Genomic DNA, 22,486 nt, shown 5'->3' on the forward strand with positions numbered 1-22,486 from the left:
CGCCTTCTTTTCAGAAGGCGGGCGTCCGAGTGACCCTGCCGGGATTCGAACCCGAGTTTGTGCCGTGAGAGGGCACCGTCCTAACCGCTAGACGACAGGGCCGACATTTCGCTGCAACCACCGTGTTTCTGCTGCTGCTTCCTACATCCTGCTTCAGCTCTCGTCAACCACCTTGATTCGAGCTTTTTTTGCTGCGGACTGCGGTGCTGCGAGCTGGGGAACTAGGATTCGAACCTAGATAAGCAGAGTCAGAGTCTGCTGTCCTGCCGTTAGACGATTCCCCAATCACTGCGGCTGCCTCTACTACCAACACCGCCCATCGACTGCAACAACTTCGGTGGGCGTTTCCTGCGGACTGCTCTACTTCTTCTTCCCTGACTTCGGCTCCGGCTTCTTCGCCGGCTTGACCGCCTGCTGCGTCGGGACGATGTAGATGCGAACTTCCTCGTTCGCCTCGTAAATATTCAGCCCCGCGAAGTTCTTCCCCGAGGGGTTGGTGATGTGAACCGCCTTCACGCCCGGCTGGTTGACGATCTGCCTCCGAGGATAACTGCTCGTCGAGTAGACCGAGCGGTAGTAATCCAACGTCGCCTCGAAATCTTTCGGCGCCCGGTACCGATTCTCCCCCACCTTCTGGGAGCCGTCCGGGAGCTGGGCGCCACTGACCACCTCGGCGCTCGCCACCACCGCCCAGAGCGCACACATCAACGCGCCGAGCGGGCGCGCCTTATAAAAACGCTGTCTCATGGTGTCAAGCGCTCGCATCATGGTTCGCGAAGATAGGGGCCGAAGCGACGGACGTCCACCGCTTCGGCCGTGAGAAGTCACGCGCCGCGCGCCAGGGCGGCGTCGATGCGCCGCAGGGCCTCGTCACGACCCGCGAGCAGCAGCGTCTCTCCGATGCCCGGGCTCGTCGTGTTGCCCGTGATGGCCACCCGCACGGGCTGTGCCACCTTGCCCATGCCCACGCTGGAGGACTCGCTGACGGACTTCACCACCCCGTCCAGCGCCTCCACCGTCCACTCCGGCAGCGCGGAGATTCCCTCGCGCACCTTGCGCAGCAGCCCCAGCGAATCCCCCGTCAGGTGCTTGGCCGCGGCCTTCTCGTCCAGCGTGACGCCGGAGCGGAAGTAGAGCGAGGCCGTGGTGGCCATCTCCTCCAGCGTGCGGGAGCGCTCCTTGAGCGCGTGCACCAGCGGCACCAGGCGCGAGTCGCCCTTCACCTGGAAGCCCTTGGCCTCGAGGAAGGGCACCAGCCGCTCCGCGACGGTGGCCTCCGGCAGCTCCTTCATCCACTGCTGGTTGAGCCACAGGAGCTTCTCCGGGTTCCACACGCCGGAGGTGGTGCCGACGCCGGAGAAGTCGAACCACTCCTTCATCTGCGCGCGGCTGATGACCTCGTCATTGCCGTGGCTCCAGCCCAGCCGGATGACGAAGTTGTTGAGCGCCTCCGGCATGATGCCCGTGCGCTTGTGCAGCATCACGTCCGCCTCGGGGTGCTTGCGCTTGGAGAGCTTCTCGCGGTCCGGGCCCAGGATGAGCGGCAGGTGCGCGAACTCGGGCGGCTTCCAGCCCAGCGCCATGTAGAGCATCAGCTGCGGGAAGGTGGAGTTGACGTGCTCCTGCCCGCGCGCCACCAGGGTGATGTCCATCAGGTGGTCGTCGATGACGCAGCCGAAGTTGTAGAGAGGGATGCCGTCCGCGCGCAGCATGACCCAGTCGTCCAGGTCCGAGTAGGGCTTGGTGATGACGCCCAGCGCCTTGTCGTCGAACGACACGGTGCCCTCGGTGGAGGGCATCTTGAAGCGGATGACGGCCTCCTCCTCGCGGCGGCCCTCGGGCGGGCCCTTCAGCTCACGGCACGTGCCCGGGTACTTGTAGAAGGCGCCGGACTTCTCGGCCGCCTCGCGCTGCGCCTCCAGGTCCTGCCGGGTGCAGTAGCAGCGGTAGGCCTTGCCCTCGGCCAGCAGGCGCTGGGAGTGCTCGCGATAGGTGTCCAGGCGCTGGGTCTGGAAGTAGGGCGCGTGGGGGCCCTCCTTGCCGGGGCCCTCGTCCCAGTCGATGCCCAGCCACTCGAGGCCGTCGAGGATGGCCTGCACCGACGCCTCCGTGGAGCGCACGCGGTCCGTGTCCTCCATGCGGACGATGAAGGTGCCGCCGTAGCGGCGGGCCTGCAGGTAGTTCATCAACGCCGTCCGGGCACCGCCGATGTGGAGGTATCCGGTGGGAGACGGAGCGAAGCGGACGCGAGGGGCGGAAGTCATACGGGCGCGCGGATTAGCAGGGAGGCGGTCGAGGGGTCAACGCGGATGGGCGCGCTGAGGTATGGTGCGCGCCGAGGGAGATACCGCGTATGTCGATTCGTCAGCGATTTCGCTTGGGAATGTTGACGGTGGCGCTCCTGGGGGGATGGACCGCGTCCGCGACCACGCAGCTTCGCGTGGACGTGACGCAACTCTCCCAGGAAGCGGATGCCGTCGTTCATGGCGTCGTGCGCCGCGTGGAGAGCCGCTGGAGCGGGGATGGTCGGCGCATCGTCACCGACATCGAGGTCCAGGTGACCGACCCGCTCAAGGGCCAGCCGGGCAACACGGTGCTCGTCACGCAGCCCGGAGGCGAGGTGGGCGACGTCGGCCAGACGGTGCATGGCCTGGCGACCTTCAAGAAGGACGAGGAGGTGGTCGTCTTCCTGCAGAAGCGCGGCGCCAGCGCCTTCCGCGTCGCCGGCATGGCCCAGGGCAAGTTCCACGTGCGCCGCGACGAGGTCGGCAAGCCCGCCATGGCCGTCCCCGAGCACTCCGACGCGCTCCTGCTGGACCCCGTCACGCGCAAGCCCACGACGGCCACGCAGAAGCCCCAGACGCTGGAGGCGCTGAAGGCCACCGTGCGCGCGGCGCTGAAGAAGGGGTCCACGCCGTGATGCCCGTGGCCACGCTGCTCACGCTGATGGCCGTCGGGCAGTTCGACCCGTACGTGCGCAGCCGGGTGACGGCGGGAGACCCGTCCACGCAGGCGCTCTACTGGACGGTGCCGCTCGTCACCTGGAACCTGAACCGCGAGGGCAACCCCGTCACGCCGGGGGAGACCGAGTTCCAGGCCGTCCGGACCTCCTTCCAGAGCTGGCAGGACATCTTCACCACCTGCGGCAACCTGTCGCTGCAGGAGGGGCCCCTCGTGGACTCGCGCGAGGTGGGCTACCTGCGCGGCAAGACGAACCACAACCTGGTGCTCTTCCGCACCCAGGACTGCGGCGAGCTGGCGCCGCCGACGGACCCCTGCTGGAAGGCGGAGACGTGCGCCAACGTGTACGACTGCTGGGATGACGACGACGGCACGCTCGCCATCACCCTCACCACGTACGACAAGCGCTCGGGCATCATCTACGACTCGGACATCTCCTTCAACGCGAGCCGGTACTTCTTCACCGCGGTGGACGGGCCGCCGTGCACGGCGCAGGGGCAGGGCAACTGCGTCGCCACCGACGTGCAGAACACCGCCACGCACGAGATTGGCCACTTCATCGGTCTGGACCACACGCGCGTGACGGGCTCGACCATGTTCCCGAGCGCGCCGCCGGGCGAGGTGTCCAAGCGCAACATCGACTCGGGCTCGCGCGAGTTCGTCTGCGACGTCTATCCGAAGGGCAAGCCCAGCCAGTCCGACTTCCACCCGGCGATGGACACGCTGGTGGGCGGCCCCAAGGGCGACGAGGGCTGCTCCGCGACCGGCGCCACCGCGACGTCGATGGGGCCCGCGCTGCTCGCCTGGGCGTGGCTGCGTCGGCGCAGGCGCGCGGCGGAGGGCCGCTCGTGAGAAGGCCCCTGGTGCTCGGGCTGGCGCTCGTCGCCACCGCGCCCGCCGTGGCCCAGGACACGTTCCCCTATCGCCGCACCACGGCGAACGGGAACAGCCGCATGTGCCTGGTGTGGCCCGCGCCCGAGTACGTCTACCACCTGGACGCGGCCGGCAGCGCGCGCACGCCGGGCGACACGGAGGTGGCCGCCATCGAGGCCTCCTTCGAGTCGTGGCGGCGCGTGGCCGCGACCTGCAGCGACTACACGTTCCGCCGGGGCAGGGACTGGGAGGGGAAGGTGGAGGTGGGGTACGTGAAGGAGAACCCCGCGTCCAACTACAACATCATCACCTTCCGCGAGGACTACTGCTTCGACGTCGCCCCCGAGGACGACGAGTGCTGGGCGCAGATGACGTGCGCCAACAAGTACGCGTGCTGGGACGAGGACTCGCGCACGCTCGCCATCACCATCTCCTCCCACGGCGTGGAGAGCGGGCGGGTGTGGGACGCGGACATCGAGGTCAACGCGGCGGGTTACCTCTTCACCACCGTGGACGCTCCGCCCTGCGTGGAGGGCTCCGAGTCCGTCGACTGCGTGGCCATGGACCTGCAGAACACCATGACGCACGAGATTGGCCATGTGGTGGGGCTGGACCACGTGCCCTATCCGGGCGCGACGATGGAGCGCACCGCGCCGCTCGGGGAGACGCAGAAGCGCATCATCGACGCGGGCTCCGCCGAGGGCTTCTGCTCCATCTACCCCAAAGGGCTGCCGCCCAATCAGTGCCTCATGAAGAACACGGGGCTGGCGCTGCTGGGCGACGGGCGCGGCACCGGCTGTGCCTCGGCTCCGGGCGCTGTCGTCGCCGGAGGCTGGCTGGCCGCGCTCGCGCTGTGGCGTGGACGGCGGCGGCGCACGCCGGGCCACTGAGGCCTGGAGACAAGAGCGCCGCCCTTTCCGGAGATCGGGGGCGGCGCTCACGTCATCGACGACTCGGTGGGACGTCAGCGGCGCGGAGCCACCAGTCGCATGCTGAAGGTGTAGTCCACGTTCACCGGATGGCCCTGGTAGATGACGGGCTTGTAGGTGCGCGACTGGAGCGAGTCCAACACGGCCTTCTCCATGTACTGCACCGTCTTGATGACGCGGCACTTCTCCACGCGGCCCTTGGTGGTGATGGTGCAGCGGGTGATCATCACACCCTCCGCCTTCGCCGCCATCGCCTCGCGCGTGTAGATGAGGTCCTTGCTCTGGTCGACCATCTCCGGCCGGGGCATGTCCTCGTTGTAGGGCAGCACGTCGCCGCGCGCGGAGGCCAGCGCCGCCGTGGGCAGCACGGGCACCGTCAGTCCGCCGGAGACACCCTTGGCCTGCGTGGCCGCCGCCGCGCCCACCGCGCCCGCCGTGGGCGGAACGACCGGCTCCACGGGCGCCTGCGTGGGCGCGAGCATCACCGGCGCGGACATGCCGCCGGGCGTGGCCACGGGCTCGGGCACGTCGACCTCGTCCGCGGGTGAGGAGGAAGCGGTCGCCACCTCCACGCCACCGCTCCGGCCGCCGCGGCGCTTCTGCAGCTTCTGCGACAGCACCACGTCACCGGAGCCGCCCGTGACGACGGTCTCCATCTGGTAGCCCTCGAGCGCGAACGTCAGCTCGACGGTGATGGTGCCATCCTCGCCCGGCGGCAGCTCCAGGGTGAACGGCGTCACGCCGCGCTCCTTGCCCCGGTAGAACACGCGCGCGCCGCTCGGCTGGCTCATCAGCTTGAAGCGGACCTTCTGCTGGCCCGCAGGCGTGGGCGCCGCCTGCGCCGCGGGCGCCGCCTGCACCGGCGCCTGCGCCACGGCGGCGGGCTGCGGCTCGGCGGGCTTGGGCGTCTCCTTGTTGCCCAGGAAGAGCACCGCGCCCCCCGCGATGAGGCCGGCCACCACCAGGCCGCCGAGCCCACCCATGAGCAGCGTGCGCTGCCGGGCGCGCTGCACCGCCACCGGCACCTCGACGCTGATGTCCACGGCGATGGTGTCACCGGACTCGGTGGCCGCGCTGCCGACGCTGGAGAACAGCGGCGAGGGGTAGGGGCCCGTCGTCGTCGCGCCGCCGGGGCGCTTGAAGATGCCGCTGTTGCCGCCCGCGGACATGCTCGCCTCGCGCAGGCCCTCCAGCAGCTCGTCCATCGTCTGGAAGCGGCGCGCCGGGTCCTTCTCCAGACAGCGGCGCACCACGCCCTCGATTTCGGGCGGAATGGCCAGGTCCGGACGCAGCTGCTGGAAGGTGGGCGGGGCTTCCTTGTAATGGGCGAAGATGAGCTCGATGTGGTCGCGCGCGATGAACGGCGGCCGGCCCATCAGCATCTGGAACATGACGATGCCCAGCGAGTACACGTCGCTGCGCGCGTCCGTCTGGTTGCGCGCCTGCTCGGGCGCCATGTACTGCGGCGAGCCGAGGAACGTGCCGTTCTGGGTGATCTCCGGGGAGATCTGCCCCTCCTGCGGCGCCGCCACCGACTTCACGAGCCCGAAGTCCAGGACCTTCACCAGGTCCTGATCCTGCTCGTTGAGCAGCATGATGTTGGCGGGCTTCAGGTCGCGGTGGACGACGCCCAGGCTGTGCGCCTCGCGCAGCGAGCGGCAGATCTGCTGGGCGATGGCCACCGAGCGCGACCAGGACAGCGGCCCCACCTGCCCGAGCACCTGGGCCAGCGTGCGACCCTCCAGGTACTCCATGGCGATGTAGAAGATGCCGTCGTCCGTCTGTCCATAGTCGATGACGGTGACGGTGTTGGGATGGCGCAGCTTCGACGTCAGTGAGGCTTCACGCAGGAAGCGCTTCTGGAAGCCCGGATCCCTGCTGCTGGGGAAGCTGGGGTTGAGCACCTTGAGCGCGACCACTCGCTCCAGGGGGGTCTGCAAGGCGCGGTAGACCTTGCCCATTCCACCGACACCCAGGGGCTCCAGGATGCTGAAGCGGCCATTCAGGGTGCGACCGATGAGCGGATCCGCGCCCGGCGCGCCAGGCGTCTCGGGGTTCGGCGAGTCGCCCTTGATCATTCGTACCCCCTGACAACAAGCAACATGGATTCTCCAGGAGTGTGCCGGGTCCGCATCAAACCATATCTTCACTTCCGGACGCACTCCCCACCCGGTGGACACCCGACGTGGCGAGGCGGGTCAACGCACACATCCGCCGCGTCGTGTGGGGGACGGTCAGTTTGACCCCGCATTGACGGTTATTCCAGGCTCGGACTAGCGTGAGTCGACCCGCGCGCCAGGGCCGAAAGCGGGCGGGGCCGTCCCCATGGCAGACACCCCCAACAACCCCGTGGACACACAGGTGCGCCGGGCCTCCGTCGAGGAGCGACTCGGTGCGCTGGAGCTCGAGCAGGCGCGGCTGCGTCAGGAGTTGATCTCCCTGTCGGGAGAGCTGCGACTGCCTGGACTCTTCCTCACCCTGGACGCGGCGGGCACCAGCGCGCTGCTCGCGGCGGACGCCGTGCAGGAGGTGGTGCGACTGGTGGAGCTGGAGCCGCTGCCGGGGGCGCCGCCCCATGTCGCGGGCACCTTCATCTATCGAGGCAATCCCGCCGTCGCGGTGGACCTGGCGGTGTTGCTGGGCGTGACGCGGCAGCCGGAGCTGGATGCGCACCTGGTCATCTGCAAGGGCGCTCGCCCGGTGGCCGTGCTGGTGGACCGCGTCAGGGATTTGGTGGAGGCGCCCACATTGGTGGAGGGCACTCCCGATGGCACGGTGACTTTGCCGTGGGACCGGACGGGATTGATGGCGGGCCTGTGCCGGACGCCCGAAGGGGTGCGGCCGTTGCTGCGCGTCTCGGCGGTGTTGGTGGGGTCGGAGGGGGCGTGAGCGAGGCCGTCCTCGATGACGCGACGCTCATCCAGGTGGAGGAGGTCCTCCGGGCCGCCTGCGGCCTGACGCTCGCGCACAGCCTGCGCCGCACGTTGGAGACGGCGCTGGCGCGCTCCTCGGAAGCGCGGGGGCTTTCGCCCGCGTCGTTCCTGCGGGGGCTGTTGCGTCGCGACGCGCAGGCGGTGGAGACCTTCATCGAGCACGCCGTCATCGGCGAGACGTACTTCTTCCGCCACCCCGAGCACCTGCGCTCGCTGGCGCGGCTGGCCGTGCCGCAGGCGGGGCCCTTCTTCCAGGTGTGGAGCGCGGGCTGCGCCACGGGCGAGGAGCCGTACAGCATCGCCATGGCGCTGCTCGCGGCGGGTGTGCCCGAGGGTCGCTTCCGGGTGCTCGCCACGGATGTGTCCAACCGTGCGTTGGACCGCGCGCGCGCGGGGCTCTATGGCCCGTGGTCGCTGCGGCACATCGAGCCGGAGCTGGAGCGCCGCTACCTGGAGCCGCAAGGTGAGCAGCTCTCCGTCGTCGCGCAGGTGCGCCGCTCGGTGGAGTTCCGTCGCCACAACCTGGCCACCGAGCCGCCGCCCGTGAGCGGGCCGAGCGCCATCTTCTGCCGCAACGTCCTCATCTACTTCCCGCCCGAGCTGGTGCGCGAGGTGCTCACGCACTTCGTCTCCGTGCTCGCGCCGGGCGGTCTGCTGTTCGTGTCGCCCGCCGAGGTGCCGCTCACCAACGGGCTGGGGCTGGAGACGGTGGACGCCGAGGGCAGCGTGGCGTTGAGGGTGCCGCCTCCGGGTTGGACGCGTCCCGCGCCGCCCACGCCCCGGGCCGTGCGCGACGCGGCCCAGGCGCTGCTCCGGACGGCGGCGCGCGCCGCGGCGCGTCCCCCTGCGCTGGGGGATGGGACCTCGACGCAGCCCGCGCGCACGCCCTCGGGGACCGAGACGCCCGTCGTGAGTCTGTCCTCGCTTCCCTCCGTGGCGCTCCCGCACCAGTCCCCGAGCGCGGGTGCCGTGCGGGGCCCGCAGGCGGTGACCGCTTCGGAGACGCGGCCTGCGAGTGGGACGGCCGGGCCGATGGAGCGCGCGCTGGACGCGGCCCGCGCCGGACGCTTCGAGGAAGCGGAGGCGCTCGCGCGCGAGGCGGCGAAGGCGTTGGTGCCGGAGGCGTACCTGCTGCTGGCCATGGTGGCGGAGGGGCGCGGGGACTTGAACGGCGCGGTGGAGGCGGTGCGCAAGGCGCTGTACCTGGAGCCGCGCCTGGCGCTCGGTCACGCGACGCTGGTGGCGCTCTACGGACGCATGGACCGGCCCGAGGACGCGGAGCGCGCGCGACAGAACGCGCTGCGCTCGCTCGACGGATTGGATGATGAACACCCGCTGCGTGGGGTGGAGACGATGACCGCCGGTGGCCTGCGACAGGCCCTGGTACCCAGAACTCAGGCTGGATGGCAGGGCGCGCGCTAGCGGCGCGCTTTCGCCCGTGGGAGTCAACGTGGACCTCGAGAAGACGAAGCTGACGCTGCCAGGGCTGCTCGCGATGGGCCGCCTCAGCCTGCGCTTCAAGATTGTCGCCGTCACGGGCGTGACGGGGGTGCTCGTGGCGGGCATCCTCGTGCTCGCCTTCTGGCTGCAGATGAGCAACGCGCAGCGCGAGGACCTGTCCCGGCGCTCGCACGCGGTGAGCGCGGAGCTGTCGAAGACGCTCACGCCCATGCTGTCGGCCAACCCGGACGCCAGTCGCCTGCAGGCCACCGCGCACGGCGTCCTCCGCCATGTCCCGGACGTGGCCTACGTGCTGGTCCGCGACGCGAAGGGCGAGCTGCTCGCGGAGGTCGCCGCGGAGCGCTTCGCGGGCGCGGACCAGCCCTCGGCGGGGGGTGACGACGCGGTGGAGCGCCGGCTGGTCATCAACGACGAGGCGGTGGTGGAGTCCTCCACCCCCGTGGTGGCGCCGCAGGGTGGCACCTCGCGCCGGGTGGGCACCGTGCAGGTGGCCCTGCACGAGGAGGCGCTCACCAACGCGCTGCGTGGCACCACGCGCTTCACGCTGGTGCTCGGCGTCTTCATCCTGGCCGCGTGCCTGGTGGCCTCGTGGTTCATGTCCGGGCTGCTGGTGGTGCCGCTGGAGCGGCTGTCGCACGCGGCGGCGGGCATCGCCGGGGGCAACCTGCGCCAGCGCTTCGACACCGAGGCCAACGACGAGATTGGCGCGGTGTCGCGCAGCTTCGCGGCCATGTCGGAGGGGCTCGCGCACCTGCTCGAGGACCTGAAGGGCGCGGCGACGGAGATGGAGAAGGAGGCGGCGGGCGTGCTGACCACGTCCTCGCAGCAGTCCGCGATGGCGCACCAGCAGGCGTCCGCCATCAGCGAGACGAGCACCACGGTGGCGGAGATTGCCCAGACGTCCAAGCAGGCCACGGCCTACGCGGACTCGGTCATCTCCCAGACGCAGAAGTCGGAGACGCTCAGCACCGAGGGCCAGAAGGTCGTGTCGGAGAGCGTGTCCGGTATGGAGAAGCTGGGCGAGCAGGTGAAGGCCATCGCCCTCTCCATCACGGACTTGAACGAGCGCACGCTCCAGATTGGCGACATCATCAGCACCGTGAAGGACGTGGCCGAGCAGTCGAACCTGCTGGCGCTCAACGCCTCCATCGAGGCGGCGAAGGCGGGCGAGCACGGACGCGGCTTCGCGGTGGTGGCCACGGAGATGCGCACCCTGGCCGAGCAGTCCCGACTGGCCGCGGAGCAGGTGCGCGGGCTCCTCAACGAAGTGCAGAAGGGGACGCGCGCGGCCGTCACCGCGACGGAGGAGGGCAGCCGTCGGGCGCAGGCGGCGATGGAGCTGGCGCGCGGCGCGGGCAACGCCATCCTCGGACTGTCCGAAGTCATTCGCGAGTCGTCCGGCGCGGCGCGACAGATTGCGGGCAATACCCGGCAGCAGACGATTGGCGTGGAGCAGATCGCCGCGGCGATGGGCGAGCTGACGTCGGCCATGGGAGACTCGGTCATCGGGACGCGACGCATCGAACAGGTGGCTGGAAACCTGACCAATCTCTCGAAGCGCTTCTCGGACCTGGTGGGTAGGTACCAGCTATGAATGTGAATGTGGCGACGGAACGAAAGTCCTTGAAGGTCCTCATCGTGGAGGACACGAAGACCATCACCAATCTGCTCCAGGTCTACCTGATGGGCTGGGGCCTGGAGTTCTTCGACGCACCCAACGGCGCGGTGGGGCTGAACAAGGCGCGGGAGTTCAAGCCGGACCTCATCATCTCCGACGTGCAGATGCCGGAGATGGACGGCTTCGCCCTGTGCGCGGCCGTGCGCGCCGACTCCAACCTGCATGACACGCCCTTCATGCTGCTCACCTCCCTGAAGGACGACGCGAGTCGCAAGAAGGGGCAACTGGTGGGTGCGAGCGCCTTCCTCAACAAGCCGGTGTCGGTGGACGACCTGCGCTCGAAGGTGCGTGACATGTTGAAGCTGCCCGCGACGAAGTGACGCGCCCATGCCGGGTGACGAGGTCAAGGTGAGCAAAGACTCCACGGGGCCCAGGCCCCAGCTCGGGACGTCCGGGGTGAGCGGGGACAAGCGCCGCGAGGTGCTCGGCGCGCGCGCTCGCGCCCTGGCCGAGTCTCGTCACGAGGAGCATCAAGAAGTGCTGTCCGTGCTCGCCTTCCAGGTGGGCGGGGAGCGCTACGCCGTCCGAATCGAGCACGTGGACCATGTGCTCGAGGCGCGGGGCATCTCCTCGCTGCCCGGGGCGCCGCGGCACGTGCTGGGCGCGCTGGCCAGCCGCTCGCGCGTGGTGCCGGTGCTGGACCTCCGCCAGCTGCTGGGGCTGGAGGGCGGCGGCATGTCGGACCTGGGGAAAATCGTGGTGGTGGAGGTGGACGAGGAGTGCTTCGGCCTGGCGGCGGAGACGGTGGAGGGGCGTAAGGAGTTGCCGAAGTCAGAGCTTTCGCAGCCCCCGCCGGGACCCTTCCTGTACCTGACTCCGGACCGGCTGACGGTGCTGGAGCTGGAGCAGCTCGGGGGCCCGGCCGCGGGACGGCAGGCGCAGGAATAGGGGCGCGACATGGATCCGCAGCTCTTGCGCAGCATCTGGCCGGTCTTCTCCGCGGAGACGCGTGAGCAGATCCAAGCCATTGGAGCGAAGGTGCTCGGGTTGGAGGGCCCCTCGCACGAGCGCGAGGCGGACCTCCTGCCCTCGCTCAAGCGATTGGTGCACAGCCTCAAGGGCTCGGCGGCGAGCCTGGGGCTCGACGACATCGAGCAGGTGGTGCACGCCATCGAGGACGGGCTGACCCACATCCGCACGGATGACGGCCTTCCCCGCGCCGCGGTGGAGTCGATGCTGCGCGGCCTGTCGGGCATCGAGGCCGCCATGGCCCGGGGCGACGCGGGGCAGTCGCCTCAAGTGGATGGGCTGGCGGGCCTGCTCAAGTCGCTGGGCCGCGACGTCGCGATGCCCGAGTCGGCCGCGGTGCTGTCCGGGCTCGCGGCGAAGGGGCTGGAGGCGCTGGAGCTCCTGGAGGCCGCGCTCGGCGCGCTGTGCTCGCCGGACGTGCCGGACCGCGCGGCCGTGGTCCGCAAGGCGATGGAGCGGGCGCGCGGGTTGAAGCTGCAGGCGCTGGAGGCCGGCTCCGCGCGGCTGGCCACGCTGTCCGAGTCCGCCGCGCTGGGGTTCGCGCGCATGGAGCCGGGCGGCGACGCGGCGAGCCTCGCGGCCTCCGAGGTCGCGGGCACGCTGGTGGACCTGCGCGGTCAGCTCGAGTTCGAGCGGCCGCCTCAAGCCGTGGCGCGCGCGGTGGAGACGTTGCGCGCGGCGCCGGTGGCCGTGGAGAACGGCGCGTCCGGTGTGGCGCAGGCGCCCGCGCCGCAGGAGGCTCGGGCCGCGACGGACCACACGGTGCGCGTGGCGGTGAAGACGCTGGACTCGCTGGCGCTCCAGGTGGAGCTGCTCGTGGCGGGTCGTTCCCAGCAGGCGCGTCGCTCGGAGAGCTACCGCGCGTTGTCGGATGGGACGCACGAGGTGCTTCGCCAGCTGGAGCGCGCCGCGTCGGAGCTCACGCTCGCGGGAGGCGGAGCGGCGCTGGACTCGCTGCGCTCGGGCGTGGCGTTGATGCGGAGCATGCAGAAGCGCTTGCTGGAGGTGTCGCGCGAGGCGCACCGGGACAGCGAGCAGCTCGCGTTGGTGGCGCAGGTGGCGCGCGATGACCTGCGAGATTTGCGCATGGTGCCCGCCTCGCAGCTGCTGGAGCCGCTGCGTCGCACGGTGCGCGAGGTGTCCGCGCGGTTGAACAAGGACGTGGCGCTGGACCTGGCGGGAGGCGAGGTCCGGTTGGACCGGCGCATCCTGGATGCGCTCAAGGACCCGTTGCTGCACCTGGTGCGCAACGCCATCGACCACGGCCTCGAGACGCCGGACGAGCGCCGCGCGGTGGGCAAGCCCGGGACGGGGCGGTTGACGGTGCGCGTGGAGCCTCGGGGCGCGCGCATCGCCGTGGTGGTGGAGGACGATGGTTACGGTCTGTCCCCGGAGCGTGTGAGGGCCACGGCCGTGCGGCGGGGCCTGTTGACGGAGGACGCGGCCGCGAAGCTGACCGATGCGCAGGCGGCGCGGCTGGTGTTCCAGCCGGGCTTCTCCACGCGTGAGCAGGTGACGGCGACGTCGGGCCGCGGCGTGGGACTGGACGTGGTGCAGGCCACGGCGGCGCGGCTGCAGGGCTCGGTGGATGTGGAGTTCTGGGCGGGGAAGGGGACGCGCTTCACGGTGGACCTGCCGCTGACGCTGGCCGCGGCGCTGGGCCTGCTGGTGCGCACGGGCACGACGGTGTCCGCGATTCCGTCCGACAGCGTGGAGCGCGTGCTGCGGCTCACGCCGGACGATGTGGGCACGGTGGCCGGTCGCGTGGTGGCGCGCGTGGACGGCTCGCAGCTCACGTTCCTCCCCCTGGCGGAGGCCATCGGTCTGCCCCGGCTGCCGCTGGCCATCGAGTCAGGGCGCGTGCAGACGGCGGCGCTGGTCGTCGTGGGGGGAGACAAGGTGCTCTACGCCATCGACGAGGTGGTGGGGCAGCAGGAGATTGTCGTGCGCTCGCTGGGCAAGCACCTGCAGAGCGTGCGGCATCTGGCCGGCGCGGCGGTGCTGGACGATGGGCGCGTGGTGCCGGTGCTCAACGCGCCGGAGCTCGTCCGCGCGGCGAGGCCGGAGACGCGCTCGATGGCGACGGAGTCGCGTCGTCCGCGCATCCTGGTGTGCGACGACGCGCTCACGACGCGCTTCGCGATGAAGTCGCTGCTCGAGATCGCCGGCTTCCCGGTGGTGACGGCCGCGGACGGCGAGGAAGCCTGGGGCATCCTGGAGCGCACCTCGTGTCAGCTCGTGGTGAGCGATTGGCAGATGCCTCGCCTGGACGGTGTCGGGCTCGCGCGGCGCATCAAGTCGCACCCGACGCTGCACTCCACGCCCATCATCCTCGTCACCTCGCTCGACAGCCCCGAGGACCGCGCGGCGGGACTCGAGGCGGGCGCGGATGGCTACCTCGTCAAGCGCGAGGTGGAGCGCGGCAGGCTGCTGGAGTTGGTGCGACAGCTCCTGCCCGCGAACGCGGCGTAGCGGTTCGCGTCGCGGAATCGGCCTGGGCGGCGCTGTCCCGGCGTGTGGCGTTGAGCCGCGCGCCGGAGTGGATGGATGTGTCGCGCCCGGAAGTTTCACGCAGGCCTGCCGCGTGACTCGCGAGAGGGCGGAGTGGAGGCGCCGCGCCGGCAGTGGCCGGGTGTGCGAATCGCTCGGTTTCCGCTCGCTCAGTGGGTGCCGGCGGCGCCGGGAGGTCCGAGCTCCGCCGGAAGTTGAGCGACCCAGCGCGGCGCCGCGTCGGTCGGCGTCTCCAGGGTTCCTCCGAGCCGGCGCGTCAGCTCCCGCATCTGCGTGAGGGCCTTGGCCGGGGGCGCCTCTCCGCTCCGGGGCGTCACGAGCACCCGCCAGCAGCTCGTGGGCTCCATGGCCTCGACCTGGAGCTCCATCGCAGTGGCGCGCGTGGACGCGAGCCCTCGCGACATCGCCCGCATCCAGGTCTCCACCTCGACGCGGGCACCCTTCACCAGCAAGGGACGCTCCGGTAGCACCAGCGTTACCGTGCACCGCTGCGCGTGTCGCGACGCGGGACCGAAGGCCGCGAGCAGCAGGGGCCGCAGGTCCGTGAGTGCCCCACGCCCCAGTCGATGGTCGATGAGCGCCCGTTGGTCCTGCGCGGCGCGCATCATCCGGTCCAGATAGCGCTGCGCCGTCGTGTTCACCGGCCCCGCGATGCCCTTCATCATCATGTCCAGGTAGCCCTTGATGACCATCAGGGGCGTCCGCAGGTCATGGGCCGCGTGTGAGCGGCGCTGCTCCCACCGCGCCACCTCACGCTCCAGTTCCCTGCGCTGGGCCAGCAGCCTCATATGACGTGTGTTCGCGGCCGACTCCCGCGCACGCGCCGCGAGCAGCGTGCTCCCGAAGGCGGACAACCGTCCGAGCACCTCGCCGTCCGCGCGCTCGGGCCAGACCTTCAGCAGCCGTCCACCACCGGACATCGGCAGCGGAATGCCCGTGCCCACGCGCGCCACACAGACACGTCCATCGAAGAGCGCCGCGCCGGAGGCCCCCGTCAATCGGAGCGTCTCGCGCAGCAACAACTCCATGCCCGCCTGGGCGCCGCGGCACAGTGCCCTCTCGGCCACCGCCACGAGCGCCTGTTCCACCCCCGCGGCGACATCCGGGTCGACGCTCCGCCCACTCCAAGCACCCGCTTGCACGTGCAGAGGTATGGGCACGGCACCTCCAGGGCGCAACACTGCCCACGGTGGGCAAAGAAGGCGCCGGCACCCGGCAATCCTTTACCCATGCCCATCGGCGACCTCCCGACTTTTTACTGTCCCGCGGGGAGGGATGATCGCCCAAACCCTCTCAACTCCTCGGAGAGCCCCCTTGGCCGGACCCTTGCTAACGGCCACTGCGAAGGGCGGCGGAAGGGACCGATGGGCACACTCGACTACTACGCGGCAATCGCCAGACTGGCTCCGGGGGCCTTGGCCCTCAGCGCGGTGCGGCGCGTGCAGGGCGTGGCACGGCAGGCACGATACCGACGGCGTGAGCGCACCGATGAGGTGCGGCTCTTGAGCGCGTTCGGCGTGGCCCGCGCGGACGAGCTGGCCCAGAAGGCGCTCGACCAGCGCACCTCTCGCGCCTGGTGCGAGGTTTCCCAGCGCGAGTCCGTGCTCGCCACGCTCTCCTCCATTCCAGGCGCCCGTGAGCGCGCCACCGCCCGCGCCCAGGCCGCGCTCCGTCAGGAGTGGGACGTCTTCGGCACGCGCGTCGTCTTCGGTGAAGGCAAGCCGGTGGACTGGTCGCTCGACGTGCTCAGCGGCCACCGTTATCCGCTGGCGCCGGTGGAGCGGATGCCGCTCCTGTCGAAGGGGAATGATCCGAAGTACCCCTGGGTGATGGGGCGGCTCGACAGCGTCATCGCGCTGGCGCAGGGCTTCTGGGTGGAGAACGCTCCGCGTGAGCGCTCGCGACTGGCCTCCGCCTTCGTGATGCAGGTGCTCGACTTCCTCCAGGCCAATCCGGTGGGGCAGGGCGTCCAGTGGTCCTGTGCCATGGAAGTGGCGCTGCGCGCGGCCAACCTGGCGCAGGCCCTGGCCATGTTCGCCGACGCGCCTGAGGTGCGCCGCGCGGAGTTCCTGGTGCCGCTGCTCGGCTCGCTCGCCGACCACCTGTCCTGGGTGGAGGCCCACCTCGAGGACCGGGGCGCGGTGCCCAACAACCACCTGGTCTCCAACTACGTGGGCCTGCTCGTCGTCGGCCTGCTGTTCCCGGAGCTGCCCGGCGCCTCGCGTCAGGTGGCGCTGGCGGTGGCGGGCCTGTGCGAGCAGATGTCCGCGCAGGTCCACGTCGAGGGCACCTCCTTCGAGGGCTCCATTCCCTACCACCGTCTCTCGGTGGAGCTGTTCACCCTGGCGCTGCTGGTGGCGCGGGGCGCGGGCGTGGCGCTGGGCACGGCCTACGAGACGCGGCTCAAGCGCATGTTCCACGCGGTGCGCGCGTGGTCCTCGGAGACGGGACTCGCGCCGCAGATTGGCGACAACGACTCCGGCCGCGTCTTCCCGCTGAGAGACCGCGGCGACATGGAGCAGGGCTATCTGGTGGGCCTGGGCGCGGCCCTCTTCGGAGACGCGGGCCTGGCGGGCAGCGAGCTCCCGGACGAGGCCGCGTGGCTGCTCGGGCACGTGGGCCTGGAGCGTCACCAGCGCCTGTCACCGGGCACGGCGCCGCAGTCCATCAGCTTCCCGGAGGGCGGCTTCCACGTGCTGCGCGGCGCGGGCGCCGTCGTCACCGTGAGCGCGGGCAAGCAGGGCCAGCGCGGGGTGGGCGGCCACAGCCACAACGACAAGCTCTCCTTCGAGCTGCACCTGGGCGGCCGTCCCGTCATCGTCGACCCGGGCACCGGCTCGTACACGCGCGACCCGGCGATGCGCAACGCGTTCCGCGGCACCGCCGCGCACAACACCGTGCAGGTGGATGGCGCGGAGCAGTCCACGTTGGACCCGGCCCGGCTGTTCGCGCTGCCCGAGGAAGCCAAAGCGCGCGTGGTGGCCTTCCTTCCTGGCACCCTCGTGGACAGATTGCGGGTCCGCCATGATGGTTACCGCCTGTTGCCGGCCCCGGTCGGCATCGAGCGCACGTTCCGGCTGGACCGGCGCGAGCGCTCACTGGCGGGGCGGGATTCCTTCATCGGCACCGGCGCTCACGAGGTCATTGGACGCTTTCATCTTCCCGATGAGCAGGCCCGGCGGGTGACGCCGGATGCGCAGGTGCTGGCACGGGCGCAGCGCGCGGCGGAGGAGCCGCTGGTGTTCTCGCGTGTCGCGGTGGAGCTGGGCCCGGAGGGGGCGCCGCTCGCATGGATTCTGCTGGAAGAGGGCCTGGAGTCGCAGGTGGTGCCCTCGCGCTACTCGCCCGGTTATGGGCGGGTGGTGCCCGCGGTGACGGTGGAGTTCCGGGGGCAGGTGAAGCCTCCGACGAGTTTGAAGTGGGTCGTGGTCTTCAGGTGAGTGTCTGGGTCGGGGCGTGACCGCTCTGCGGCACGTCGCATCAGGAGAGGTGAGGACGATGAGGGTGATGGTGGGCAGCCCGCTGCTGGAGCGCATTCGTCGGCGGGAGGCGAAGGTCGGTGTGGTGGGGCTGGGGTACGTGGGTCTTCCCCTGGGCATGGCGTTCGCCGAGGCCGGCTTCCCGGTCGTCGGGCTCGACGTCGACAAGCGCAAGCTCGACAAGATTGAGAAGGGCGAGAGCTACATCAAGCACATCCCCAGCGCGCCGCTGGCGGAGCTGACGAAGGCAGGCAAGCTGAAGGCCACCGGGGACTTCTCCCGGTCCAAGGAGCTGGACTGCGTCATCATCTGCGTGCCCACGCCGCTGACGGCCTCGCGTGAGCCGGACATGAGCTACATCATCCAGACGGGTGAGTCGCTCGCGCCGCACGTGCGCCGCGGCCAGCTGTTCATCCTGGAGTCCACCACCTACCCGGGCACCACCGAGGAGGTGCTCAAGCCGATTCTCGAGCGCAACGGCCTCAAGGCGGGCGTGGACTTCCACCTGGCCTTCAGCCCCGAGCGCGAGGACCCGGGCAACAAGAGCTTCAACACCAAGACGATTCCGAAGATTGTCGGTGGCTACTCGCCCGAGTGCTCCGAGGTCGCGGCGGCGCTGTACGGCAGCGCGCTGAAGGAAGTGGTGCCGGTGTCCTCCACGCGCGTGGCGGAGCTCGCCAAGCTGCTGGAGAACATCTACCGCTGCGTCAACATCGCCATGGTCAACGAGATGAAGATGCTCTGCGACCGCATGAACGTGGACGTGTGGGAGGTCATCCAGGCCGCCAGCACCAAGCCCTTCGGCTTCCAGCCCTTCTACCCGGGCCCGGGTCTGGGCGGTCACTGCATCCCCATCGACCCGTTCTACCTGACGTGGAAGGCGCGCGAGTACGAGTTCCACACCAAGTTCATCGAGCTGGCCGGCGAGGTGAACTGGCAGATGCCCTACTACGTGGTGCAGCGCACCATGGAGGCGCTCAACAAGGCGAAGAAGACGCTCAACGGCGCGAAGGTGCTGTGCCTGGGCGCGGCGTACAAGAAGGACATCGACGACATGCGCGAGAGCCCGTCTCTGCGCATCATGACGCTCCTGGCGGAGAAGGGCGCGGAGCTGTGCTACCACGACCCGTACGTGCCGGAGCTGCACAAGGGCCACGGCTTCAACATGGAGATGAAGTCCGTCCCGCTCGAGCCGGAGAAGCTCGGCGAGTACGACGCCGTCCTCATCCTCACGGACCACACCAACATCGACTACGCCGCCGTGGTGGCCAACGCGACGTGTGTGATTGACACGCGCAACGCCACCAAGGGCGTGCCCCAGGGCCGCGAGAAGGTGACGAAGGCGTAAGAGACGAGCCAGGGCCCGGAAGCCGACCCTCCGGGCAGGGGTTCGCGACTCCAGGTGTCGGGAGGGGCACCTGGAGTCAGCGGACCTGCTCGTCTTGCGGGGTGGTTTGGGTACAGTGGGGGCGTGACAGCCCTCACCCGACCCGTTCTCCCCCTGCTGGTGGCCTCGGCCATGTTGCTGGCGGCGGCTCCCGCGCAGACCGACTCGCGCCAGGTGCTCCTCGACGCCATGTCGAGCGAGCTGACGCGCAATCAACAACAGCTCAAGCTGCAGAGCCACGAGCCGCCGTACTTCATGAGCTACCAGCTCAAGGACTACGAGCAGGAGGTCGTGGCCGCGCGCTTCGGCGCCATCTTCATGGACGACGGCTACCGGGAGCGGCGGCTGTATGTCGACGTGCGGGTGGGCGACTACGCCTTCGACAGCTCGGTGGCCGAGGGCCTGGACTTTTCCTTCTCCACCAAGGGCACCAGCTTCACGGCGCGCAAGGAGGGGCCGCTGGACGACTCGCCCCTGGCGCTGCGCACGGCGCTGTGGCTCATCACCGACGAGAAGTACAAATCCGCGCTCTTCCAGTTCCTGAAGAAGAAGGGCGAGGACGTCTACTCGGTGGAGGACCCGAAGCGGCCCGCCTCCTTCACGAAGGAGAAGCCGAGCACCTTCGTCCAACCGCCGGTGGCCCGTCCCTTCGACCGCGCGCGCTGGCTGAAGGTGGCGCGCGAGGTGTCCGCGCAGTTCAACGCGCATCCGGAGCTGTTCGACTCGGAGGTGCGCATCACCGCCGACAAGGTGACGCGGCTGTTCGTGTCCACGGAGGGCACGCGGCTGGTGACGGAGGAGACGCTGTACGGGTTCCACGTCTCCGCGGTGACGCGCGCGCCGGATGGACAGCTGCTGGATGACTCGCGGGACTTCTACGCGCCCACGGAGGCGGGGCTGCCGGACGACGAGCGCATCCGTCAGTCGGCGGCGAAGGTCATCGAGGAGCTGATGGCGCTGCGGCAGGCGCCAGCCATCGACCCGTACACGGGCCCCGCCATCCTCGCGCCCGAGGCCTCCGGCGTGCTCTTCCACGAGACGGTGGGGCACCGGTTGGAGGGAGACCGGCAGGACGGCGACAACGAGGGGAAGACCTTCAAGGGACAGGTGGGCAAGCTGGTGCTGCCCGGCTTCCTGTCCATCCATGATGACCCGTCGCAGCGCGCGCTCGCGGGGGAGCCGCTCAACGGCTACTACCTCTACGACGAGGAGGGCGTGAAGGGGCAGCGGGTGACGCTGGTGGAGAAGGGCGTGCTGCGCAACTACCTGCTGGGGCGCCGTCCGGTGGAGGGCTTCCTCCAGTCGAACGGGCACGGTCGCAGCCAGGGCACGCTCAAGCCGGTGGCGCGCATGGCCAATCTCATGGTGGAGAGCACGCGCCAGGTGAGCGACGAGAAGCTGAAGCAGATGCTCATCGACGAGGCGAAGAAGCAGGGCAAGCCGTACGGCCTCATCATCCGCGACATCACCGGTGGCAACACGAACACGTCCAGCTATGGCTATCAGGCCTTCAAGGGCGTGCCGCGCATGGTGTACCGGGTGGACGTGAAGACGGGGAAGGAGACGCTGGTGCGCGGCGTGGAGATCGTCGGCACGCCGCTGTCCGCGGTGAACCGCATCGTGGCCACGGGACAGAAGCGCGGCATCTTCAACGGCTTCTGCGGCGCGGAGAGCGGGAACGTGCCGGTGTCCACGGTGGCGCCGGCGGCGCTGCTGCAGGAGATCGAGCTGCAGCGCGCGGTGGAGGGCAAGGACCGTCCGCCCCTCCTGCCGAGCCCCGCGGCGCAGCAGGCTCCGGCGCCGGCCGAGAAGCCCTGAGGCACGCCGATGCGGGGGGCACGGCGAGACAGACCCCCGGCGTCTCCGGGGAGTGACGGTCGGGTGGAGGCGTTGCTCCCGAAGGCGCCGCGCGTCCTGTCACCGCCGCGCGACGCGGTGCCAGGCCGAGGCGCGTGGGGATGTGTCGTTCGAACGCCTGAGACCGGATGCCGCGGAGTGAGGGTGATGCGCGGGGTGTTCCCGAAAGGGGGCCATGTCGTGCGGAATCGGCTGTGCGAGAGGCGTGGTTCGGCGTCACCGCTGCGTCGGGTCGTGGCTTCGTCGCGTCCTCTCTCGGGTGTCGGGGCGCGTGCCCGACGTCGACAGGCGTCCCAGGGCCTCGGGCGCCGTCGCGCGGCGAGGGCGTTCGCGGTGTCGTGGCTTCACTCCGCCAGGGCCCCGCGTCCCCACTTTTTCGCGCGGACGCTGGATTCTCGGGCGAGGACAACGGTCTTTTGGCTTCCATCCCACCCGAAAGGGGAGCCAGGCGGCATGGGGCACGCCCTCGGACTGCGGTCACGGGGGCGGCGTGTGCTCGCGGGGTGTCTCTTCCTGCTCGCGATGCTCATGGCGGGCAGCGCGGGCGCCGAGCCCGTGGCGACCGGTGATGCGTGGTTGGAGCTGGCGCACGATGACAGGCTCGGCAAGGACGGGGCCTGGGAGCTCGTCTCCGTGGAGTACACGTTGGATGGGCGGACCTTGCCGTCCGCGACGTCTCCGGGGGCTTCCGTGCCTCGACACGCGCTGCCGCTCGGGCTGCGCTGGCTCGACGTGTCCGTGGTGTACGAGGGGCGCTCGCAGGTCTTCTCGTACGTGGATGAATACCGCTTCGTGATGCGCGGGCGTGTCACCCTCGACGCGCGGCCCGGGGACACGGTGCGAGTCACCTCGATGGCCTACGAGCGCGACGGCGTCACGGTGCAGTGGCAGCAGCGTCCTGCCTTCATGCTCCTGGGCCAGCCGCAGGAGGCCATCGTCGGAATCGAATACGGCCCCGTGGTGAACACGCCGCTCCCCGATGAAGTGGCCGCGCGTGTCGTCGACGAGGTGCTCGCGGAGGCGCGCCGACTCTCGCCCCAGCGTCAAGCCACCGCGTCCATCTCGGACACCGTCGCGCCGCCCGTCTCGTGCGAGCTCGAGCCCGTCTTCTTCGCCTTCTTCGACACCCGACTCTCGACGGAGGGCGAGGCCTCGCTGCTGCGCGCGGCGGAGTGTCTCCACCGGGGCCCACAGCTGCGCGTCCGACTGCGCGGACACGCGGACATCCTCGGCCCCGAGTCCGTCAACGCCTCGTTGGGCCTGGGCCGCGCGCAGTCCGTGGCCGCGAAGCTCCAGGCGCTCGGCATCGAGGGCGCGCGGCTCGTCCTGGAGACCCAGGGCGCGGACCTGCCACCGTGCAACGACGGCACTCCGGGATGCATGGCGCGCAGCCGCCGCGTGGAGCTGCTCGTGGAGTCCTCGCCGCCCTAGCTGGACGCGAGGATGAC

Annotated in this window: 17 protein-coding genes and 2 tRNA genes; 13 read left to right on the forward strand and 6 right to left on the reverse strand. The window is 70.2% G+C overall.

The genetic code is table 11. The features are described from left to right. Positions 1–30: 30 nt before the first annotated feature. The 4 genes from LXT21_RS18510 to gltX form a co-directional block, all read right to left on the reverse strand. Positions 31–102 (reverse strand) — tRNA-Glu (locus LXT21_RS18510). 111 nt (positions 103–213) lie between these two features. Then, a tRNA-Gln gene (locus LXT21_RS18515) sits at positions 214–284 on the reverse strand. 76 nt (positions 285–360) lie between these two features. Beyond that, a complete protein-coding gene (locus LXT21_RS18520) occupies positions 361–747 on the reverse strand; it encodes a hypothetical protein (RefSeq protein ID WP_254039465.1) in 387 nt (128 codons plus the stop codon). Positions 748–824: 77 nt separating this feature from the next. Continuing rightward, positions 825–2,264 (reverse strand): glutamate--tRNA ligase, encoded by a 1,440-nt coding sequence (gene gltX / locus LXT21_RS18525; RefSeq protein ID WP_254039466.1) that lies wholly within the window; start codon positions 2,262–2,264, stop codon positions 825–827. A gap of 89 nt (positions 2,265–2,353) precedes the next feature. Here gltX and LXT21_RS18530 point away from each other — a divergent pair, with 89 nt between their 5' ends. The 3 genes from LXT21_RS18530 to LXT21_RS18540 are packed head-to-tail and all read left to right on the forward strand — an operon-like array spanning position 2,354 to position 4,724. Then, positions 2,354–2,920 (forward strand): hypothetical protein, encoded by a 567-nt coding sequence (locus tag LXT21_RS18530; RefSeq protein WP_254039467.1) that lies wholly within the window; start codon positions 2,354–2,356, stop codon positions 2,918–2,920. Beyond that, positions 2,917–3,813, forward strand: a complete 897-nt coding sequence (locus LXT21_RS18535; RefSeq protein WP_254039468.1) for a myxosortase-dependent metalloprotease, MXAN_2677/MXAN_2678 family — start codon at positions 2,917–2,919, stop codon at positions 3,811–3,813. Before LXT21_RS18530 ends, LXT21_RS18535 begins: the two co-directional genes overlap by 4 nt. Next, the gene (locus LXT21_RS18540) at positions 3,810–4,724 is read left to right on the forward strand and encodes a myxosortase-dependent metalloprotease, MXAN_2677/MXAN_2678 family (RefSeq protein ID WP_254039469.1); all 915 of its coding nucleotides are present in this window, start codon (positions 3,810–3,812) and stop codon (positions 4,722–4,724) included. The genes LXT21_RS18535 and LXT21_RS18540 overlap by 4 nt, the downstream gene beginning before the upstream one ends. A 74-nt stretch (positions 4,725–4,798) precedes the next feature. On the opposite strand, the gene LXT21_RS18545 is transcribed toward LXT21_RS18540, so the two are convergent. Further along, a complete protein-coding gene (locus LXT21_RS18545; protein ID WP_254039470.1) occupies positions 4,799–6,841 on the reverse strand; it encodes a protein kinase domain-containing protein in 2,043 nt (680 codons plus the stop codon). 247 nt (positions 6,842–7,088) lie between these two features. Between LXT21_RS18545 and LXT21_RS18550 the strand changes: the two genes are divergently transcribed. From LXT21_RS18550 to LXT21_RS18575, 6 genes are read left to right on the forward strand one after another with little or no spacing between them, the layout of a single operon-like run. Then, positions 7,089–7,652 carry a chemotaxis protein CheW gene (locus LXT21_RS18550; RefSeq protein WP_074957366.1) on the forward strand — a complete coding sequence of 188 codons (564 nt, stop codon included), beginning with the start codon at positions 7,089–7,091 and terminating at the stop codon, positions 7,650–7,652. Next, entirely contained in the window at positions 7,649–9,118 is a 1,470-nt protein-coding gene (locus LXT21_RS18555; protein WP_254039471.1) for a CheR family methyltransferase, read from the forward strand. Before LXT21_RS18550 ends, LXT21_RS18555 begins: the two co-directional genes overlap by 4 nt. 28 nt (positions 9,119–9,146) lie before the next feature. Further along, positions 9,147–10,751, forward strand: coding sequence for a methyl-accepting chemotaxis protein (locus LXT21_RS18560; RefSeq protein WP_407667000.1), 1,605 nt, complete (start codon positions 9,147–9,149; stop codon positions 10,749–10,751). Next, entirely contained in the window at positions 10,748–11,155 is a 408-nt protein-coding gene (locus LXT21_RS18565) for a response regulator (protein WP_254039472.1), read from the forward strand. The genes LXT21_RS18560 and LXT21_RS18565 overlap by 4 nt, the downstream gene beginning before the upstream one ends. A 7-nt stretch (positions 11,156–11,162) precedes the next feature. Further along, positions 11,163–11,723, forward strand: a complete 561-nt coding sequence (locus LXT21_RS18570; RefSeq protein WP_254039473.1) for a chemotaxis protein CheW — start codon at positions 11,163–11,165, stop codon at positions 11,721–11,723. Between the two features lie 9 nt (positions 11,724–11,732). After that, positions 11,733–14,276: a hybrid sensor histidine kinase/response regulator gene (locus LXT21_RS18575; RefSeq protein ID WP_254039474.1), complete on the forward strand. Its 2,544-nt coding sequence runs from the start codon at positions 11,733–11,735 to the stop codon at positions 14,274–14,276. Positions 14,277–14,464: 188 nt separating this feature from the next. On the opposite strand, the gene LXT21_RS45385 is transcribed toward LXT21_RS18575, so the two are convergent. Then, positions 14,465–15,475: a histidine kinase dimerization/phospho-acceptor domain-containing protein gene (locus LXT21_RS45385; protein ID WP_254039475.1), complete on the reverse strand. Its 1,011-nt coding sequence runs from the start codon at positions 15,473–15,475 to the stop codon at positions 14,465–14,467. A gap of 204 nt (positions 15,476–15,679) precedes the next feature. Between LXT21_RS45385 and LXT21_RS18585 the strand changes: the two genes are divergently transcribed. The 4 genes from LXT21_RS18585 to LXT21_RS18600 all read left to right on the forward strand — a co-directional run bounded on the left by LXT21_RS18585 (position 15,680) and on the right by LXT21_RS18600 (position 22,469). Beyond that, positions 15,680–17,755, forward strand: a complete 2,076-nt coding sequence (locus LXT21_RS18585; RefSeq protein WP_254039476.1) for an alginate lyase family protein — start codon at positions 15,680–15,682, stop codon at positions 17,753–17,755. A gap of 67 nt (positions 17,756–17,822) precedes the next feature. Then, positions 17,823–19,142 (forward strand): nucleotide sugar dehydrogenase, encoded by a 1,320-nt coding sequence (locus LXT21_RS18590; RefSeq protein ID WP_323394688.1) that lies wholly within the window; start codon positions 17,823–17,825, stop codon positions 19,140–19,142. 171 nt (positions 19,143–19,313) lie between these two features. Next, a complete protein-coding gene (locus LXT21_RS18595; protein ID WP_254039477.1) occupies positions 19,314–20,999 on the forward strand; it encodes a TldD/PmbA family protein in 1,686 nt (561 codons plus the stop codon). Positions 21,000–21,491: 492 nt separating this feature from the next. Beyond that, on the forward strand, positions 21,492–22,469 hold the full coding sequence (locus tag LXT21_RS18600; RefSeq protein WP_254039478.1) for an OmpA family protein: 978 nt from the start codon (positions 21,492–21,494) through the stop codon (positions 22,467–22,469). Positions 22,470–22,486: the final 17 nt, after the last annotated feature.

This window comes from Myxococcus guangdongensis (genome assembly GCF_024198255.1).
In the GTDB taxonomy this organism is placed as follows: domain Bacteria; phylum Myxococcota; class Myxococcia; order Myxococcales; family Myxococcaceae; genus Myxococcus; species Myxococcus guangdongensis.

What these genes read in the sequence shown, in the direction of transcription:
- LXT21_RS18520 (WP_254039465.1), bottom strand. Translation starts at nt 747, where the DNA reads ATGAGACAGCGTTTTTATAAGGCGCGCCCGCTCGGCGCGTTGATGTGT.
- gltX (WP_254039466.1), bottom strand. Translation starts at nt 2,264, where the DNA reads ATGACTTCCGCCCCTCGCGTCCGCTTCGCTCCGTCTCCCACCGGATAC.
- LXT21_RS18530 (WP_254039467.1), top strand. Translation starts at nt 2,354, where the DNA reads ATGTCGATTCGTCAGCGATTTCGCTTGGGAATGTTGACGGTGGCGCTC.
- LXT21_RS18545 (WP_254039470.1), bottom strand. Translation starts at nt 6,841, where the DNA reads ATGATCAAGGGCGACTCGCCGAACCCCGAGACGCCTGGCGCGCCGGGC.
- LXT21_RS18550 (WP_074957366.1), top strand. Translation starts at nt 7,089, where the DNA reads ATGGCAGACACCCCCAACAACCCCGTGGACACACAGGTGCGCCGGGCC.
- LXT21_RS18565 (WP_254039472.1), top strand. Translation starts at nt 10,748, where the DNA reads ATGAATGTGAATGTGGCGACGGAACGAAAGTCCTTGAAGGTCCTCATC.
- LXT21_RS18570 (WP_254039473.1), top strand. Translation starts at nt 11,163, where the DNA reads ATGCCGGGTGACGAGGTCAAGGTGAGCAAAGACTCCACGGGGCCCAGG.
- LXT21_RS18575 (WP_254039474.1), top strand. Translation starts at nt 11,733, where the DNA reads ATGGATCCGCAGCTCTTGCGCAGCATCTGGCCGGTCTTCTCCGCGGAG.
- LXT21_RS18585 (WP_254039476.1), top strand. Translation starts at nt 15,680, where the DNA reads ATGGGCACACTCGACTACTACGCGGCAATCGCCAGACTGGCTCCGGGG.
- LXT21_RS18590 (WP_323394688.1), top strand. Translation starts at nt 17,823, where the DNA reads ATGGTGGGCAGCCCGCTGCTGGAGCGCATTCGTCGGCGGGAGGCGAAG.
- LXT21_RS18595 (WP_254039477.1), top strand. Translation starts at nt 19,314, where the DNA reads ATGTTGCTGGCGGCGGCTCCCGCGCAGACCGACTCGCGCCAGGTGCTC.
- LXT21_RS18600 (WP_254039478.1), top strand. Translation starts at nt 21,492, where the DNA reads ATGGGGCACGCCCTCGGACTGCGGTCACGGGGGCGGCGTGTGCTCGCG.